The organism is Microbulbifer maximicatervae (SeqCode) (assembly GCF_052468155.1).
The window spans coordinates 4,752,195-4,769,485 of the sequence record NZ_CP174335.1 but is presented as its reverse complement, the minus strand read 5'-3'; the positions used below and the strand labels follow the sequence as shown (position 1 = coordinate 4,769,485).

The following is a 17,291-nucleotide window of genomic DNA, read 5'->3' as shown; positions in this document are numbered from 1 at the left end:
ATTATGCACCAAGTCACCTTTGCCGAAGCAGAATATAAGCTAAAGCGCCGTATAACTCGCCGAGAGAAGTTTCTTTCTCAAATGGAAGCCCTCATCCCATGGCAGCGACTAGAAGCTCAGATCACTCCTTGCTATCCACAAGGCAAACGTGGCCGACAGCCATATCCATTGAGTGTCATGCTCCGTATTCATTGCATGCAGCTATTTTATAATCTCAGTGATCCCGCTATGGAGGATGCACTGTATGAAATTGAATCCATGCGTAGTTTTGCTGGATTGACTTTGAGCGGCCCAATTCCCGATGAAACAACGATTCTTAACTTTCGCCACTTACTGGAGCTCAATCAGCTAGGTGCAGCTCTTTTTGATGAAATCAACAAGCATCTTGCTGAGAATGGCATGGTACTGCGTGAAGGTACGATTGTAGATGCCACTATTATCTCTGCGCCAACTTCAACCAAGAATAAAAAGAAAAAACGTGATCCAGAAATGCATCAAACAAAGAAAGGCAATCAGTGGCATTTTGGAATGAAAATGCATATCGGGGTTGATGATGTGCTCGGAGTAATACATAGCATAGATACAACAGCAGCGAATTCGCATGATGTCACAACTACAGAGCGAGTTCTCCACGGGGAGGAGAAAAGAATCTGGGGAGACTCTGGGTACATTGGTGCGGAGAAACGTGAAGAGTTGAAAGAGCGGGAGGCGGATTGGTATATAGCAATGAAGCCGAGCAAGCTAAAAACTCTTCCAGGGCGTGATGCACTTCGTAAAGCGGAAAAGATCAAGGCGCAGATAAGAGCGAAGGTCGAGCACCCCTTCCGCTACATCAAACGGGTATTTGGTTATGACAAGGTCCGCTATCGGGGACTGGTAAAAAATACTGAGAGGCTGTGCTTACTGGCAGGCTTTACCAACTTAATAATAGGGAGAAAATACTTGGCTGCCTAGGGGTGGTTCGCCTGAAATCCACCTATTGAGGGTTTCAGATGAAAAATTAGTGGACTATTACGCGCAAATTACGCGTTTGTGCGTAATAAAGTGAATTTTTCAAGCAGCTCAGCTTAATTCTGGAAAAATGCTTCGTTGATCAGAGGGTCCTTAAGTCATGTTGTATATTTTTGAGGCGGTTGAAAGGTGAAGATAGTGCTCGATTTATTGTTACCTCTGCGGATTTGTGTGCGGACAACTTAGCGCTGGCAGGACAAGATGTAGATATAAAAGTAGAACTCTTAGATGTTGAAAACGATGTTTTTATTGTTCGTACTATAGCTACAAATAATTTGGGACAGTCTGTCGGTGAAATGACCACCCATATTGCAATGGTGGATTAGTCTTTGTAAATTTCATTTGATATTTTATACAGATCAAAGGAACTGCTCTTTTGGTCTGTATCCACTCTATGTGCATCGCGCACTCTTATTAGTATCAATTTAGATACCAAGTCTTCAATGTTTTGGCGATTATGCAGTCTTTACTAATTGGTACTCTCTCCTGAGTTTAGACGCTTTAACGATAGTATCTCTTCGCGTGCAGTAATTTTCCACCTATCCATCCTCTAGAGCCATTCAGCATAAGTTTTTGCCTCTTATCCTCTCCAGAGACAGTTCATCGCACTGTCCTGAATGATATTTGGATGCTAGGTAATCTATTAAAAATTCAGAAGCAAGGAGAAGTGTAATGAAAAGGTTACTTGTAATAATGGCTTTAAATCTTGGGGTGAGCGTTTCATCTCTTGCTGCCCAGGACGCACAAATGGAAGGTTTGTACCAAAAAGCGGCAGCACAGGGTGGGGCGGCGATAGAGGAGTCCTATGAGGCTTTTAAGGCGTTACAGAAAGATAATCCTTCTGATCCTATTGCACTTTTTTACCTGGGGGCCAGTGAGACTCTAATGGCAAAAGAAAGCTGGTTGCCCTGGAGAAAGGTCAGTTATGCAGAGAATGGAATTGCCCGTATGGATAAGGCGCTCACCATAATTGAAGAAATGGATAACCCTGGTCGTTCCTCTCAGGGGATGCCTCAAGACTTGCTGCTCAAAGGAATTGCTGCAACAACTTTTACTAAGGTGCCAAAGTTCTTTAATTCTTTTGACCGTGGGTTTGAACTTTATCATGAGTTGATGGGTGATCCACGCATGGGATATATGCCGCCAGACGCTACTCACTGGATTTACTGTGGCGCATTGCAGGCTGCAGAGCTTGAGGGTGACAAGGAGTTAGTGAATTTATGGGGAGCAAAGGCTGAGAGTCATGGCATATCAAATCCATGTGGTGATGTTAAAAACTCTGACTAATAGTACGAACAGGTAGTGAATCTATGTTACAGCTCACTCATATTGAAAAGACTTACACTTCCGGTGAGGTTCAACTTCGGGCGCTAAAAGATGTGAATCTGGATATTCGAGCAGGCACTATGGTAGCTCTGTGCGGACCATCGGGGTCTGGTAAAAGTACCTTGTTAAATATTTGCGGGCTACTGGATCATGATTACAGCGGAGAAGTCTGCTTTGCCGGCGAGGTGCTGAGAAAAAGCCATCGGCAGTCAATGAAGATCCGTCGTACCCAGTTGGGTTTTGTATTCCAAAAGTTTAATTTGGTTCCGGTAATGACAGCCTTTGAGAATGTAGCCTTTCCACTTCTTTTAAATGGAATGAAAGAAGGTGAAGTAAGACGGCGTGTAATGGGCATGTTGGATCATGTCGGGCTGTCCCAGTTTTCTAACTACAGGCCAGATCGACTTTCAGGTGGACAACAGCAGAGAGTAGCAATCGCTCGAGCACTGGTGCACCAGCCCAAACTGGTAATTGCCGATGAACCTACGGCCAGCTTGGATAGTGTTACCGCACAACAAATTATTGAGTTAATGAAAAGTTTAGGAATGGAGCAAAAAACAGCTTTTATTGTTGCCAGTCATGATGATCGAATGACTCGTCATTGCGATAGAGTTGTTGAGTTGAAAGATGGTGTAATTCTACAGGAGAGTGCTTTATGCATCGCTTAAAAGTCGCGGTTTTAAATTTATTGCGCAATCGCCGCAGAAGCTTTCTTGCCGTTGCAATTATTTCCATTGTGGTAACGGCCTTGATGACCTCCGGAGGTTTTGGCCTATTTACGTATCAATCCCTTAAAGAGAGCGCGGCGCGTAGTGAGGGGCATTTGGTGCTATCACAGCCGGGATATTTCTCTTCTGATGAGGACTTTCCTCTTCAGCTTGGTTTAGATAATGCCAATAAATTACGTAGGGACTTGTTGGTTGAGGAAAATGTGAAGGCCGTGCAGCCTAGAGTTTATCTGCAAGGGTTAATTTCCAATGGTGATAAGTCTTCTATTTTTTTAGGTCAGGGGATATTGCCAAGTGAATTTCGGGTGAAGGGGCCTTTTCTAAATGTCACTGAGGGCAGTATTTTATCAAACCGTGAAGATATCAGTGATCCTGAGATTATGCTGGGTAAGGATCTCGCAAGAAATCTTAATGTAAGGCCTGGGGATTATATTACTTTAATGTCCTCTACCGTTCATGGGGCTCTCAATGCAATGGATTTTAAGGTTAGGGGAATTTTCGGGACTGGTGTTCCAGATATGGATAAGCGTCAAGTATATATTTCTGTTCCGGCTGCACAGTTCCTTTTAGATAGTGACAGGGTTTCAACCATGGCAATTTATGGCTACAGCCTTGATAAGACATCGAGCTTGCAGGAAAGACTGCGTGAGTTAGTTCCAGAGCTGGAAATTACAACTTGGGAGGATCGTGCCTTTTTCTATCAGGGAGTGAAGAGTCTTTATGATCGAATTTTTGGGTTGATGGGAATCATTATGGCACTGGTTATCTTTGTCTCTCTTTTCAATACGCTGGCAATGTCGGTAACAGAGAGAACACGGGAAATAGGTACCTTGTCCGCATTGGGAGCATCCAAAGTGGAATTGATAACAGGGTTTATATTGGAGGCTTTAGTACTTGCTGTAGTGGGTTCTTTAGCCGGTGTTATTTTGGCTGGTCTGATAAGCGCTGGATTGATGATGTTTGACATTACTATGCCGCCACCTCCGGGAAAAACAACGGGGTATCCTTTGACTGTTTATTTCTCTATTAACTTGGCTTGGATGATTTCGGTTGCAATAGCTGCGATATGTGTTTTTTCATCCTTCCTTGCGGCGCGGAAAGGTGTCAATAAACCGATTACTGAGGCATTGGTCCATGTATAAATTAAGATTAGGCAGAGTTAGCTTGGCGATTGGTTTGTTGCTGATGTTCTCTCCCTTTGTTTCAGCTGGGACTGAGGAGAAGGAAAGTCATTTTTCCGCTGTACAGGTAGAAAGCATGTTGGCCAAAGCCGATTCCTATCGTCTTGGAGAGTCATCTTCAAAAGTTGTCACCAACATCCAGGTTTTTAAACAGGGAGAGTTAGAAAGCGAAGATCGCTACCATGTTTATACTCGCCCTGAGAGAAAATCATTGGTGATATTTAAAGGTATTGGTGAAGAAGGGCAAAAAATGCTGATGCTGCAGGATAACTACTGGCTATTGATGCCCCGCAGCCGCCGCCCTATCCGCATTACACCGATGCAAAGATTGCTGGGGGAGGCTTCAATTGGTGATATCGCCACTTTGACTTGGAGTCAGGACTATCGGGGACAATTCGAGGCAAATGAAATTCTAAAGGATAAATTGACCCACAAAATTCAGCTGGAGGCAAAAACCAAAGGAGCCAGCTATCAAAAGATAACATTGTGGCTTGATAGTGAGAGTCTCTTCCCTATCCAAGCGGAGCATTACTTGAAATCTGGAAAGTTGGCTAAGGTTGCGCATTTTGTATCGGGGATAAAGGATGAAGAGCTATTTGTGGAGGAGATGGTTTTAGTTGATAGCATTAAGGCTACCACTGAAACCAGAGTTCACTACGAAAGTAGCACTGCGCATCAGTTAGCGGAAAAATTCTTCAATCCGGCATACTTGAGTCGACAGTCAAAAATGGATCTGTGAGAGTGGATCTGAGCGGGTAACTTCCTCTGCCAGTATCAATTCCGATACTGGCAGAGGTGCGGAAAATTAGGCTGCCTCAATTGATGCTATTTGAATTTTCCGCTCTTCGGAAAAAGCTCTATCAAGCTCTTCTGCCTCCCTGAGACGTTTTATTTTATCAAAGAACAATTGGGCTTCAGGAAAAGCCAATTTCAAGTAAGCGAGCCATTGCTTAATACGATTGCCCAGATACTTGGAAGGGTAAACTTCTCGGGTGGTTTGATAGTAACCCCAAAGAATTTCAATAATCTCTTGCCAGCCCATTGCTGTATAGCTCTCACCTGAGCAGTAGGCTTTTATCTGCTTGCCCAAATCTGGCCTGGCTAGCAGGCTGCGACCAAACATAAATGCTTCGCATCCGGTTACTTCACGGCAGCGTTGAAATTCCTCAAGTGTCCAAATATCCCCGTTGGCAATGACTGGGATTTCCAGTTTTTGGCGAATTTCACCGATGTATTCCCAGTAGGCTGGGGGTTTATAGCCATCGACTTTGGAGCGAGCGTGTACTGCCAGTTCATTTGCGCCGCCAGCTGCTGCGGCCTGGGCGTTATCCATATAGCTAGAGCGATCATTAAAGCCCAGTCGGATTTTTGCGGTGACAGGGATGTTTTCAGGGACAGCGCGGCGAACCGCTCCTACAATAGCTTCCACTCTGTGAGGGCTTTGTAATAGGCAGGCGCCACCGTCGCTGTTATTCACTGATTTTGCAGGGCAGCCGAAATTGAGATCAATTGCTGTAGCACCGAACTCAACTGCTTTTACTGCATTAATTGCCATTGCATTGGGGTTGCCGCCTAACAGCTGTAACCGTACTGGAATCCCGCTTGGGGTCTTTGCACCTTTGTCGACCTCTGGGCACAAGCGGGTGAATACTCTGCGAGGCAAGCGAGTATTAGTGACACGAACAAACTCTGTAACACAGATATCGACTCCTCCAATGGCGGAGAGCAGGGCACGCACGTGATGGTCGATTACCCCCTCCATTGGTGCCTGGTAAATCGTAGGTTCTGGGGTAGGTGTCTTGTCGGTCATAAGTCAGTTGAGAGGTAAATCATAAATCTAAAGGCGCATATTCTATCAGCAAGTTATTGTAATGGCGCAAAATCGATCATTCTTCAGTATATAAAAGTAGGAGAAATAAACTCAGCCTATTGATGTTTTGCACCAAAATTGGGCGTGGTAATTTAGACCCCTCCGTTGCCTCTGAAACCAATAAGTGTTTGATTTTAAAAGCAACTTGTATTGATAATAGAAAAATATCAGCATTTTGGAACTAATGAATTTTTTCCTGTGTGCCCGCTCTTTTTGGGGGAGGATCAGGTGCAGCGGCGGTTGAAATTACCGGTCTAGGGAATAAGATTCCGATGTGCAGAAATTTGGGACGGCTGGGCTAAGTGAGATTTTCCCGGGCAAGTTTATTGGTTGTACGACATAAATTTGTTTAATTGTGAGCGAAGATTTTACATATGCACAAAATATCAATTGGGGTGTTTCAGCTGTCCTGAATAAATAGGTACGTAAATTCATAGTGTTACGGGGACAGATGAAACCGTCCGGAATGGCTGGTTTTATTGCCTGGTGCCAGGGGGAATAAACAGTGCAAGAAACACTTTTGCAACAGGGGCTAGATATCACCCTGTTTGGTATGGGAATTGTTTTTACTTTTCTGCTATTGCTGGTGATCGGTACCGGTATTATGTCGAGAATGATCTCCCGCTATTTTCCCGAAGCGGAGCCCGTATCCCACACGCCTTCCCCAACCGCAGGGAATGATAAGGTCCATTTACATGCGGTGATTAAAGCGGCGATCGAACAGCATCGCAAAAGACGCTAACCACCAATCGCTTTCAAACAATTTCCAATAATTTCTGCCGAGAGAGATAACCCATGACTGAGGTTAAAAAGCCATTGGGGATTACCGATGTAGTCCTGCGCGATGCCCACCAGTCACTGTTCGCTACCCGACTGCGACTGGACGATATGCTGCCGATTGCTGAGAAGCTCGATAAAGTTGGCTTCTGGTCCCTGGAGTCCTGGGGGGGGGCCACTTTCGACTCCTGCATTCGCTATCTCGGCGAAGATCCCTGGGAGCGTATTCGTGAATTGAAGAAAGCTATGCCGAATACGCCTCAACAGATGCTGTTCAGGGGACAGAATATTCTCGGCTACCGCCACTATGCGGATGACGTGGTTGAGAAGTTTGTAGAGCGCGCTGCAGTCAATGGGGTAGACGTGTTCCGCGTGTTCGACGCGATGAACGATATGCGCAACCTGAAAACAGCACTGGCTGCGGTGAAGAAACAAGAGAAGCACGCTCAGGGCACCATCTCCTATACCGTGAGCCCAGTACACACCATGGACTTATGGGTGGATCTGGGGCGCCAGATCGAGGATATGGGAGCGGATTCCATCGCGATCAAGGACATGGCCGGTCTGCTGCGCCCCTATGAGGGCTACGAGCTGGTGAAACGTTTGAAGGCCGCCGTGGACATCCCCATCCATATGCAGTGCCACGCTACTACCGGTTTATCTACGGCTACCGCTCTCAAGTGTATCGAGGCGGGTATCGACAACGTGGACACCGCGATCAGCTCTATGTCCATGACCTATGGTCACAGCCCAACCGAAGCGTTGGTGGCCATTTTGGAAGGCACTGAGCGGGACACCGGGCTGGATATTAACCTGCTGGAAGAAATTGCGGCTTACTTCCGTAACGTCCGCAAGAAATACGCGAAGTTTGAGGGCTCCTTGAAAGGCGTGGACTCCCGCATCCTGGTGGCCCAGGTGCCGGGTGGCATGCTCACCAATATGGAGAGCCAGCTGCGCGAACAGGGCGCCGGGGATCGCTTGGATGATGTGCTAGAGGAAATCCCGCGGGTGCGTGAAGACCTGGGCTTTATCCCGCTGGTTACCCCCACCTCCCAGATTGTGGGTACCCAGGCGGTGCTCAATGTCCTGACTGGAGAGCGTTACAAGTCGATCTCTAAAGAGACTGCCGGAGTCTTGAAAGGTGAGTACGGTGCGACGCCTGCTGAAGTTAACCAGGAGCTGCAAGTCCGGGTGCTTGATGGCGCTAATCCGGTTACTTGCCGTCCGGCGGACCTGTTGGCACCGGAGTTGGACAAATTGACTCTGGAGCTTCAAGAGAAAACCGGTGAACAGGATGTAGTCTTGACCGATGGTGAGGGGGAGATCGACGATGTGCTTACCTATGCACTCTTCCCACAGATTGGCCTGAAGTTCCTGAAAAACCGTGGTAATCCAGAAGCTTTCGAGCCAGTACCTACCGGTAATGAAGGTGCTGCAGTCAAGAACGACAAAGGTGAAGAAGTTTACACCGTGACTGTAGAGGGACAGAGCTACACCGTCACTGTGGCCGATGGTGGCGACTTAACCAATATTGCTCCGGTGTCTGGTAGTGCTTCTGCACCAGCAGCTGGTGCACCTTCCGTGCCCGCCACCGGCGGTGAGCCGGTTAATGCGCCTCTCGCTGGAAATATCTTCAAAGTAATGGTGAAGCCTGGGGACCAGGTGAGCGAAGGTCAGGCGGTGTTAGTACTGGAAGCGATGAAGATGGAAACTGTGGTGAGTGCCCCTCGTGCCGGTAACGTCTCCAGTGTGGCAGTAAAAGAAGGCGATTCAGTGGCGGTGGGTGATGCCCTGCTGTCTATTGCATAGCCAAAGGTAGGAGTCACACGTGGATAATCTGATTACTCTTTGGCATTCCTCCGGTGTCGCGCAGATGGCATCGGGCCAGTTCATTATGATTTTGGTGGGCCTGGGCCTGCTGTTTTTGGCCATTCGCAAAAACTTTGAGCCCCTGCTTTTGGTACCTATCGGTTTCGGCGGAATCCTGGCCAATATTCCCGGTGCCGATTTGGCACTCTCAGCCGCGGAGACAGCCCTTACCCAGGGAGATGGAGCTGTGTTGGCGCAAATGGCCCAGATCCTGGGCCTCGATAGTACTTCAGCTTTACCCGCGCTTCAGGAAGCTCTGGCCAGTGCGCCGGCAGCCGTGCAGGTACAAGCAGCTGAGTTTGCCCGGGATGCCGGTTTCAATAACGGTATGCTGTATAACTTCTATTCCGTAGCTATTGCTTCCGGCATTGCGCCGTTGGTAATTTTTATGGGCGTAGGGGCTATGACCGACTTTGGTCCGCTACTCGCCAATCCGCGCACCTTGTTCCTCGGTGCAGCGGCCCAGTTTGGGATCTTTGCCACGGTGCTCGGTGCTGTGGGTCTCTCGGTAGCGGGAATCATGGACTTCTCAATCGCCGATGCCGCTGCGATCGGTATTATCGGTGGAGCAGATGGCCCCACAGCTATCTATGTTTCCAGCCTATTGGCCCCGGACCTGTTGGGGGCTATTGCTGTAGCAGCTTATTCGTATATGGCGCTAGTGCCTATGATTCAGCCGCCGATTATGCGAGCCCTGACCACTGAGCAGGAACGCAAAATTGAAATGGTGCAATTGCGCCATGTGAGCAAGCGGGAAAAAATTGCCTTCCCGATGTTGCTGCTGATTTTGGTGGCCCTGTTCCTGCCAGCTGCTGCACCGCTGTTGGGCATGTTCTGCTTTGGTAACTTGATGCGTGAGTGCGGAGTCGTTTCCCGCTTGTCGGACACCGCTCAGAACGCGCTGATCAATATCACCACTATTTTCCTGGGACTTTCCGTTGGTTCGAAATTGGCGGCAGACAAATTCCTCGACCCTAAAACCCTGGGTATTTTGGCCTTAGGTATTGTGGCGTTCGCGATCGGCACTGCGGCTGGCGTGTTGATGGCTAAGTTGATCAATGTATTCAGCAAGCACAAGATTAACCCATTGATTGGTTCTGCCGGTGTTTCTGCCGTACCTATGGCCGCGCGGGTGTCCAACAAAGTGGGACTCGAGTCCAATCCTCACAACTTCCTGTTGATGCACGCAATGGGCCCCAACGTAGCCGGTGTTATCGGTTCTGCGGTGGCTGCGGGTGTGATGATCAGTATGGTGCGGAGCCTTACTGGAGGGTAACCAAAATCCATGGCTTTGGAAGAGAGGGCGAACAGTGTTCGCCCTTTTTGTTGGCCTAAAACAAATGCATTTTGTCTGCTTTTGCTAGTTAAAACAGATCCTTCTGATTTAAATAATTTGAAGAAGTAGTCATGGATGGATTTGGTACGCTTATCAGGTCAATAGAGTATCTCCAGCGATAGAATTCATTTTGAGTTAAGGTTAGTTGCGCTATATTCCTCCCAAAATGTTTACTGGAATAAAAATTCATTAGGAAGTAACCCCAATGCGTAGTTTGCCATTCTTAATTGCCTTTGCTCTTTTCTCCACCAGTGCGTTTGCACATGATAATCATCAAACTGCGGAAGAAGTTCGCCTGTTAAAGAAAGAGGTGGTTAAGCTCCGTAAAGAAGTACGCTCTGAACACAAGCAGAGTGTGGGATCTGAAAATGTTCGTGACTTAGAAAAAGAAGTGATGAGGTTGCGAAAAAATGTCCATCGGCTTCAAGATTTGATTTTGGAATTACAGGCGAGTATTGAAGCTCAGTCTGAATTAGTACATCCATTTCCTGTAGAGGAGCGCCCTAAGTGGGCTTGCTATATGTCAGATGTAAAAGCTGGGGGTATTCACTCTAAGGGCTTTAGTCGTATTGAAGCGAAGGGAAGATTACTTGAAATTTGCTCCCAACGTGGTGGCCTTTGCTTTGAGAGTGGAATTGAATGCTCCGATGAGTAGTAACTAATAGCCAGTTTAATATGGGGCGGCTACTCTTGGATGAGTTTGCGCCCCTGGCTACCCCTTAAAAAGTAAGGACGATAACTATTAGGTGAGAGTACAGCTTTGCACCACTTGTTCATACTTAAGCTTCTTATCTAAGGTTGTCTAGTTTATAGAAGTGAGTGTCTAGGATCTTATATAAAAAGTCACGCCCTTGCTGATGGAGTTTCTCTGAGGAACCGTAAGTTTTAAAGTATTCAGGAAATAGTTGGGCAATATCCTCACTGGACCACTCTAGGTGAAACTGCAAACCCATTATTCTTTCGCTGAATAAAAAGGCCTGATGAGGGCACAAGTCAGATTCTGCCAAGCAAATTGCCCCCTCCGGAATTTCAAAGAAATAGCTATGTGCCTGGAATACATTCTCTAAATTGAAATTCAGTGCTGTTGTAGACCTTATAGGTAGCCAGCCCATTTCCTCTTGAGGAAGTTGGCGGACCTCTGCATCCAATGCATATGCAAGAATCTGTGCCCCAAGGCAGATGCCCAATATTGGGATTGGAAGTTCAATGCAGTTTTTTACCCATGCAATCTCATTGGCAAGCCAAGGGAGCCTTTCGCGCTCACAAACGTTCATCATCCCACCAAGGATAATAACTCCGCTAAAATCGCTTTGAGGAAGTGGTGACTTCTGAGGGTTAATGATAGAAAGCGGTATTCGCTTCTCTGTAGCCCAGTCATAAATATACCCTGGGCCCTCAGTTCCCTCATGTTGGATAATCAGTATTGGTTTGGTCATTTACTGGAAATCCTGATTTTCAAAATACAGTTCTTCCTTATAGTGGATGCCAGCTTTAGTTAGGCTTTTTGGCCAGCTATCTTTCGAAAGCGGTTTTAAACTGCCGCTATAAATGTCGCTGAAAAAATCATGGTCGGTGCTGACCAGCAGTATTTGGTCGAAGCTGGGGGTGGATGCAATTTCATGCACAAGCAAAGTGTAATTTTTAAGAAGTATTAATTGGTAGTGCCCATTTTCTGTTCGGGTAAGGGGGCTATCCATTAGTCGAGAGGTTACCCTGAAAGTAACAGCTTGCAGCGCAAGTTTTCCTCCTCGTTCAAAATGCCCTGTAAACATTTGGGCGTTAAAGGCATTGAGTTTTCCCTCGCGTAGTTCGCGTAAAGAAAATTCCTCTGGAAGCAATGTAACTAACTCGTTTTGCTTGAGGAGGTTTTGCACCTCCTCCTGGTCATCAGTCTCCAATTCCAAAATAACTTGATGACTGTGTTTTCCGCCATGTAGTGGCATGTGTGTGGCAATAATTTGCCCGCCGACGGTAAACAGGGCCATGCCATGAATTCCGACCGAATTGTCACTTTGTGCTAATGAAGATTGTGTGAAGCATACGCTTGAGCTGATTGTCAGCGCCAAAAAGAGAAGAATATTTTTCATCGGTTTTGTGTAGCTATGAACTTGGATGCAGGGGATTCTAAGAGTACTCTAGTGAATAATCGATTCAAAAATAGAGATATTTGATTCCACTATGGAAATAGAAGCACTTGAGAAGTTTCTAGTGATTGCTGCGACGGAGAACCTGCAGCGCTCCGCAGACAGGCTGGATACGAGCCCGGGTGGATTGAGTAAAACATTAAAGCGGCTGGAAGGAGAGCTGGGCACTCGCCTGTTTGATCGAGTTGGCAAGCAACTGAAAATCAATGATGCAGGCCTCAGACTGCAAAGTCGGGCGGTTGAGATGGTGGCGATTGCCAGAAGAATTCGCTCTGAAGTTGGCGAGCTAAATGTAAATCAGGAGTGCCGAATTGCTGCTCCGACCATGCTGCAACTAGCCTGGGGTACATTTATCTACCGCAAATTTATTATTGAGGAGGAAGGGGGGCGGTTGTCATTCACATCGGCCTATGAAGCCTTGGCATTGAAGATGTTATCCAGGGGGGAGGTAGATCTGGCCCTGATAACCGGAGCGGTTTTGGGGCAGTTGTCATCCTCAATGGGTGCTCGGCCACTTGGCTCAGTATCAATGTGTATTGCTGCAGGGCCTGATCACTCTTTGGTAGTGGAGCAGGGGGCTGAGGTGAAGGCTTCACTGTCAGATATCTTGCAATATCCATTTGCCGCACCGAGGATATCACCCTTCTGTGGTGAAGAGCGGGGGATAGGTAGCGATGGCTGGCCGGAAATTAATTATCCTCGCAAGGTGCAGGTCGTTGTAAATGATTATGGGGTTCTTTGCCAGCTAGTAAAAAATAATAGGCTGCTCGCTTTTCTGCCTGAGCCTCTGATAACTGAAATAGGTGGGGTAATCGTTAGGGTGGAGGATGGCGATATAAAATCTAGTGAAGAGCTTTTTGTAGTAGGAAGGAAAACGAATGCCTCCTGGCTAAGTAAATTCGCCGAGTGGGCTTAGTGTTTGGATTGGAGCCAATTAAGCCAGCTTCCATAGAGGGTATTGTAGCAACTAAATGGCCGAAATATTCGGTTGGTAACTGCCATATTTCCACCTGGATGGCTTGCCCATTTCCTGATTCATCGCGAACCAGAGCGGGGCGCACCTCCTCGGGGAGAACATAGAGTCGGTATTGGTGACTGGTTGTTGTTTTCTGATATAACTGTTCTCCCGCTCAGTGAGTTGCCAGTTGAGAGGTTACTCTTTGAGATGTGCACCACAGATTACAATTTTTACCAGCTTGTCCGGTGTAGCTAATGGCGAGAGCCGCTGTCTTGGTTGGATGTTTCTCCCGGGCGTTCTCCTGTAGCAGCCAATGGGAGATTACAGGCCTGGTGTAAACTATTAGAAAAACTTAGCAGAGACATATCGCAATGTTTCTGGCTAAACAAAGTGACTCCCCAGCTAATTCCGGAGCTAAGAAAGCCAACGGGTACTGCGGTCGCAGAATAGTCCAATAAGTTCATAAAATTTGTGTAGGTTCCGAGAATAGAATTTCTTTGAATGGGTTGCTCGGATATTTGCTGGCGGGTGTAAGCAGTCGGTATAGTGGGAATAATGATAAAATCGATATTCTCCAGTGTTTTATCACAGATTCTCTTTAGTGCTTGTAAGCGGTATTGTCCCAAGAAAGCATCAGCTGCAGTTTTTGTTTCCGCGGAGTTAATAACCTTCCGGATTACCTCAAGCATGGATTTCGGTTTTACACCTTGAGTTGCAATCCAGCGCTCGGCTACCCAGGGACCTTCGTATAGTAGCTTTGCCGCTTCTATAAAAGGATTAAAGTCTACAGTTACAGCCTGTCCGCCCAGCACTTTTAATTTTTTGATAGATTGATTAAAGAGTGCCTGGGTTTCTTTGTTCCCTTGAAAATCAAGTTGTTCAGGTATACCAAAAGAAAAACTGATCTTATTGTTAGGGAAGCTTTCCTGGAAGTACCGCAGCCTATTTGAAGATGGGGTGGTACGGCTATAGATATCGGCTGAATCAAACTTCGCCGTAATATCAAGTAGCTTGGCAGCATCTTGACAATTTAGGGCGAATATTGACACGCAGTCGAGACTTTTACAGGCGGGGACAACCCCTGTAGTGCTCAGCAGTCCCCGAGTGGGTTTGTGGCCTATTAAATTATTGAGTGCCGCAGGTACCCGACCAGAGCCAGCAGTATCTGTTCCCAAAGCAAAACTGACTTGCCCAAGTGCTGTGGCAATAGCTGATCCCGCACTGCTCCCGCCAGAAATATACTCCTGGTTAAAAGAGTTTTTACCTTCTCCGTAAGGGGAGCGAACACCTACTAGACCGGTGGCGAATTGGTCGAGATTGGTTTTGCCGAGCGGCACGGCTCCTGCTTCAATCAATAGCTTTACAACAAATGCGCTTTCGCGAGGGATATAGCTAAAGTCTGGGCAGGCTGCTGTTGTAGGTACTCCAGCAAGATCAATATTATCCTTGATAGCAAAGGGCACTCCGTATAATGGCAGATCGCTGGGCCTTATTCGGTCCAATGCTTCTAGATAGGGTTCTAGCTCTTCTCGCGTTAATAGAGTTATCCAGGCGTTATAATTGGCTTGCTGCAGTGCTTGCTTTAATAGACTGGCAATGAGTTCACGCGGTGTTGTAATACCTTGGGAGTAGGTGTTTCTTAGATGGTCTAGCGTTAAATCGTGGGCCATAAAAGGGTTCCGAGAATAACTTCAACTAGATACCGAACTGTTATTTATTTCGATGTTTGTATTACTAAGATTATATTTTTTCAAGAATTTTCATCTCAATGTAAACCGCATAATATTAGATTTAGCAAATACATAATTAGTTTGATGTCCTCTCCGGTGGACAGGGTGTCCCTGCTGCAATCCAACCTTTCATTGCTTCAATGAACTTATCGTGGGGGATATTTACCGGTTGGCGGCTGTCACCGGGGTGCCATCCCCACAATACCAGTGGGCTGGTACTGACAAACTCCAGCTGACTGGTTGGTGCTCGCCCGCCGTTGTCCTGGGGAGTAGTTAGCAGCTTGCAGATTTGAGCCGAGGATTTTTGTGACCAGTTCAACTCAATGGGTGCCATAACCCACCCTGGAGCTCCAGGCGCACCGGTAACAGGGTTGTTTTTATTTGAATGGCAGTTATTGCAACGCATGGTACCTGCCCCCATATTATCTGGACCGCGCTCCACTCTAGGAACATGGGGAGACCCTTCATTTATAAGTGGCATCTCCAACTGGTGGCAATTGAGGCAGCGGGGGTGCAGAAGGACCTCTACGATAGTTTCCCAGTCCTGGTGCCCTGGAGTGCTGCTGGCCTCCTCTTGCTGGGATGCACCTCGATGTTGATCGCAACCGGTTAACGTGAGGAGTGCTATGGCACAAAAAGCCAATAGGGGGCGAAAGAGAGCTGTGTCTGGCCGCATTTTCATTCGGCTTGCCTTTAAGTTCGATTTTCACTCTCAAACATAATTGGGCCTGAGGACTAGTGATAGTTTCGAGATTGATTGCCGCGTCAAAAGATAGACCTGGCGGGTTCAGTTCTATTGGGTTGTGACCGGCGATTCATATTTGGGGATTAAGGCGCCGTAGTACGTGGTATGATAGGCGCGTTTTACTTGTTTAATTCTTATATAGCGGGCGCGACTTTTAGCGTCTAGGAGAGTGTATGTCCTGGTTAGGGGCGGGGTTAGGTGCAGGCTTTGGTTTTATGTTTGGCGGTCCAATTGGTGCGGCATTGGGAGCCTGGATCGGCAGTTCATTTGGTTCCAGTTTGCAGCAGCGCCTCGGGAAGGCTGCTTCGGCCCTGAGCAGGGATGGAGCCCAGACAATCTTCATCGTGACTCTATTTTCGATGCTGGCAAAAATGGCTAAGGCAGACGGCCTGGTTTCTAAAGCTGAAGTGGAGTTTATAGAGGGCTTTATTAGAAACAACCTCCGTCTGGGCACTGAGGAGCGCAAGCATGCAATCCGTATTTTTGAAAATGCCAAGACTGATAAGTACAGCATTTACGATTACGCAAAACAGTATCGCCAGCTGGTTCGCGATCAAGCAATGCGGGAAATGGTGTATCGCCTATTATTTGCTGTTGCTTATGCCGATGGTGAATTACATAGCGCAGAAGAAGATATTTTAAAACGCATCACTGTTGATCTTGGGTTGCATGAATCTTTATTTGCGGCAATGCAAAATGAGTTTGTGCACGGGGGTAGGAGTACGGCTGCAAATTTGGAGCAGCATTACGCAGTGTTGGGTTGTACTCCGGAGACTAGCGATAAAGAGCTTAAATTAGCTTATCGCCGAAAAGCAGCAGAGTATCATCCCGATAAAATTGCTTCCAAGGGGTTGCCTGAAGAGTTTATGCGTCATGCTGATGATCAGATGAAAAGTATTACTGTTGCCTATGAAGCGATTGTTGAGGCGAGAAAGCAACAGGCTAAGGTTGTCAGCTAGGTTCTGGAAAGTAGCCTTGCTGTATCGCAAATAAAGGAGTTGATAGATGAGTCTTGCTGAGACAATTAAAGATAAGCTGACTGCGGAATTTTCCCCTCAGCATATTGAAGTGCAATGCGAAAGTCATATGCACAATGTGCCTGCTGGCTCTGAAATGCACTTTCGGGTCGTTTTGGTGAGTGAGGCGTTCAATTCGGCAAGAAAAGTGCAGCGCCATCAAAAAGTCTATGCGGCTTTATCTGAAGAAATGGCTGGCCCAATACATGCTCTTGCTCTGCACACTTACAGCCCGGAAGAGTGGGAGGGACAGGCCCCACAGAGTCCTGAATGCCAGGGTGGTGGAAAAAAGTCGTAATTCAGCGCTTTATTTAAAACAACTCAGACAGGTTCCAGTTCTGGGACCTGTCGCGTTTTTCATGTAAACAGCTATTCAAAAATTTTCAGTTTCTTTTTGCGTCATGAAAGCCCTCATAAGCTTTTACTGGTTGTAAGAATCAGTAGTGTAATGGCGTCTATTTTTTGTTTGTTAATTTAGATCTCTTCATATCTCTCTTGCTCTGATGGCCGCTAGAATTCCAAGAGGCGCCTATCCATTTTAAAAATCATACTTTGTTCGGGAAAATTAAACGCCAAAAAGCGGTTTAAGTGCCAGAAAAC

General features: G+C 46.8%; 18 protein-coding genes and 1 pseudogene. 13 read left to right on the top strand and 6 right to left on the bottom strand.

All coding sequences use genetic code 11. The features are described from left to right. Positions 1 to 3: 3 nt before the first annotated feature. The 6 genes from ACJJIY_RS20520 (at position 4) to ACJJIY_RS20495 (ending at position 4,985) form a co-directional block, all read left to right on the top strand. On the top strand, positions 4 to 954 hold the full coding sequence (locus ACJJIY_RS20520) for an IS5 family transposase (RefSeq protein WP_444895065.1): 951 nt from the start codon (positions 4 to 6) through the stop codon (positions 952 to 954). Positions 955 to 1,133: 179 nt separating this feature from the next. Then, complete coding sequence (locus tag ACJJIY_RS20515) at positions 1,134 to 1,337, top strand: hypothetical protein (RefSeq protein ID WP_445358718.1); 204 nt, start codon at positions 1,134 to 1,136, stop codon at positions 1,335 to 1,337. Between the two features lie 346 nt (positions 1,338 to 1,683). After that, positions 1,684 to 2,298 (top strand): hypothetical protein, encoded by a 615-nt coding sequence (locus tag ACJJIY_RS20510; protein WP_445358717.1) that lies wholly within the window; start codon positions 1,684 to 1,686, stop codon positions 2,296 to 2,298. 23 nt (positions 2,299 to 2,321) lie between these two features. Continuing rightward, positions 2,322 to 3,005, top strand: coding sequence for an ABC transporter ATP-binding protein (locus ACJJIY_RS20505; RefSeq protein ID WP_445358716.1), 684 nt, complete (start codon positions 2,322 to 2,324; stop codon positions 3,003 to 3,005). After that, positions 2,993 to 4,207, top strand: coding sequence for an ABC transporter permease (locus ACJJIY_RS20500; protein ID WP_445358715.1), 1,215 nt, complete (start codon positions 2,993 to 2,995; stop codon positions 4,205 to 4,207). The genes ACJJIY_RS20505 and ACJJIY_RS20500 overlap by 13 nt, the downstream gene beginning before the upstream one ends. Further along, entirely contained in the window at positions 4,200 to 4,985 is a 786-nt protein-coding gene (locus ACJJIY_RS20495) for an outer membrane lipoprotein-sorting protein (RefSeq protein WP_445358714.1), read from the top strand. Before ACJJIY_RS20500 ends, ACJJIY_RS20495 begins: the two co-directional genes overlap by 8 nt. A gap of 66 nt (positions 4,986 to 5,051) precedes the next feature. Here ACJJIY_RS20495 and ACJJIY_RS20490 read toward each other — a convergent pair whose 3' ends face one another. Then, positions 5,052 to 6,056 carry a tRNA dihydrouridine synthase gene (locus ACJJIY_RS20490; RefSeq protein ID WP_444896593.1) on the bottom strand — a complete coding sequence of 335 codons (1,005 nt, stop codon included), beginning with the start codon at positions 6,054 to 6,056 and terminating at the stop codon, positions 5,052 to 5,054. 565 nt (positions 6,057 to 6,621) lie between these two features. Here ACJJIY_RS20490 and ACJJIY_RS20485 point away from each other — a divergent pair. The 4 genes from ACJJIY_RS20485 to ACJJIY_RS20470 all read left to right on the top strand — a co-directional run bounded on the left by ACJJIY_RS20485 (position 6,622) and on the right by ACJJIY_RS20470 (position 10,753). Further along, a complete protein-coding gene (locus ACJJIY_RS20485) occupies positions 6,622 to 6,858 on the top strand; it encodes an OadG family protein (RefSeq protein WP_445358713.1) in 237 nt (78 codons plus the stop codon). A 53-nt stretch (positions 6,859 to 6,911) separates the two neighbouring features. Then, positions 6,912 to 8,702 (top strand): sodium-extruding oxaloacetate decarboxylase subunit alpha, encoded by a 1,791-nt coding sequence (gene oadA, locus ACJJIY_RS20480; RefSeq protein ID WP_445358712.1) that lies wholly within the window; start codon positions 6,912 to 6,914, stop codon positions 8,700 to 8,702. Positions 8,703 to 8,721: 19 nt separating this feature from the next. Beyond that, positions 8,722 to 10,038, top strand: a complete 1,317-nt coding sequence (locus tag ACJJIY_RS20475; protein ID WP_444896596.1) for a sodium ion-translocating decarboxylase subunit beta — start codon at positions 8,722 to 8,724, stop codon at positions 10,036 to 10,038. Positions 10,039 to 10,303: 265 nt separating this feature from the next. Continuing rightward, a complete protein-coding gene (locus tag ACJJIY_RS20470; protein ID WP_444896597.1) occupies positions 10,304 to 10,753 on the top strand; it encodes a hypothetical protein in 450 nt (149 codons plus the stop codon). Between the two features lie 133 nt (positions 10,754 to 10,886). Here ACJJIY_RS20470 and ACJJIY_RS20465 read toward each other — a convergent pair whose 3' ends face one another. Together ACJJIY_RS20465 and ACJJIY_RS20460 are read right to left on the bottom strand one after the other, a co-directional pair. Next, the gene (locus tag ACJJIY_RS20465) at positions 10,887 to 11,534 is read right to left on the bottom strand and encodes a type 1 glutamine amidotransferase (RefSeq protein WP_444896598.1); all 648 of its coding nucleotides are present in this window, start codon (positions 11,532 to 11,534) and stop codon (positions 10,887 to 10,889) included. Next, positions 11,535 to 12,185: a hypothetical protein gene (locus tag ACJJIY_RS20460; protein WP_444896599.1), complete on the bottom strand. Its 651-nt coding sequence runs from the start codon at positions 12,183 to 12,185 to the stop codon at positions 11,535 to 11,537. 91 nt (positions 12,186 to 12,276) lie between these two features. On the opposite strand from ACJJIY_RS20460, the gene ACJJIY_RS20455 reads away from it, so the two are divergent. Continuing rightward, positions 12,277 to 13,158 carry a LysR family transcriptional regulator gene (locus ACJJIY_RS20455; protein ID WP_444896600.1) on the top strand — a complete coding sequence of 294 codons (882 nt, stop codon included), beginning with the start codon at positions 12,277 to 12,279 and terminating at the stop codon, positions 13,156 to 13,158. On the opposite strand, the pseudogene ACJJIY_RS20450 reads toward ACJJIY_RS20455, so the two are convergent. The 3 genes and pseudogenes from ACJJIY_RS20450 to ACJJIY_RS20440 form a co-directional block, all read right to left on the bottom strand. Beyond that, positions 13,085 to 13,309: pseudogene (locus ACJJIY_RS20450) on the bottom strand (allophanate hydrolase-related protein); the annotation flags it as partial. The gene ACJJIY_RS20455 and the pseudogene ACJJIY_RS20450 overlap by 74 nt on opposite strands. A gap of 142 nt (positions 13,310 to 13,451) precedes the next feature. After that, positions 13,452 to 14,870 carry an allophanate hydrolase gene (gene atzF / locus ACJJIY_RS20445; protein ID WP_444896601.1) on the bottom strand — a complete coding sequence of 473 codons (1,419 nt, stop codon included), beginning with the start codon at positions 14,868 to 14,870 and terminating at the stop codon, positions 13,452 to 13,454. A gap of 136 nt (positions 14,871 to 15,006) precedes the next feature. Further along, positions 15,007 to 15,612: a hypothetical protein gene (locus ACJJIY_RS20440; protein WP_444896602.1), complete on the bottom strand. Its 606-nt coding sequence runs from the start codon at positions 15,610 to 15,612 to the stop codon at positions 15,007 to 15,009. A 236-nt stretch (positions 15,613 to 15,848) separates the two neighbouring features. Between ACJJIY_RS20440 and djlA the strand changes: the two genes are divergently transcribed. Both djlA and ACJJIY_RS20430 read left to right on the top strand, forming a co-directional pair. Continuing rightward, a complete protein-coding gene (gene djlA, locus ACJJIY_RS20435; protein WP_444896603.1) occupies positions 15,849 to 16,634 on the top strand; it encodes a co-chaperone DjlA in 786 nt (261 codons plus the stop codon). Positions 16,635 to 16,680: 46 nt separating this feature from the next. Next, positions 16,681 to 16,989, top strand: a complete 309-nt coding sequence (locus ACJJIY_RS20430; protein ID WP_444896604.1) for a BolA family protein — start codon at positions 16,681 to 16,683, stop codon at positions 16,987 to 16,989. The last annotated feature ends 302 nt before the right edge of the window (positions 16,990 to 17,291 follow it).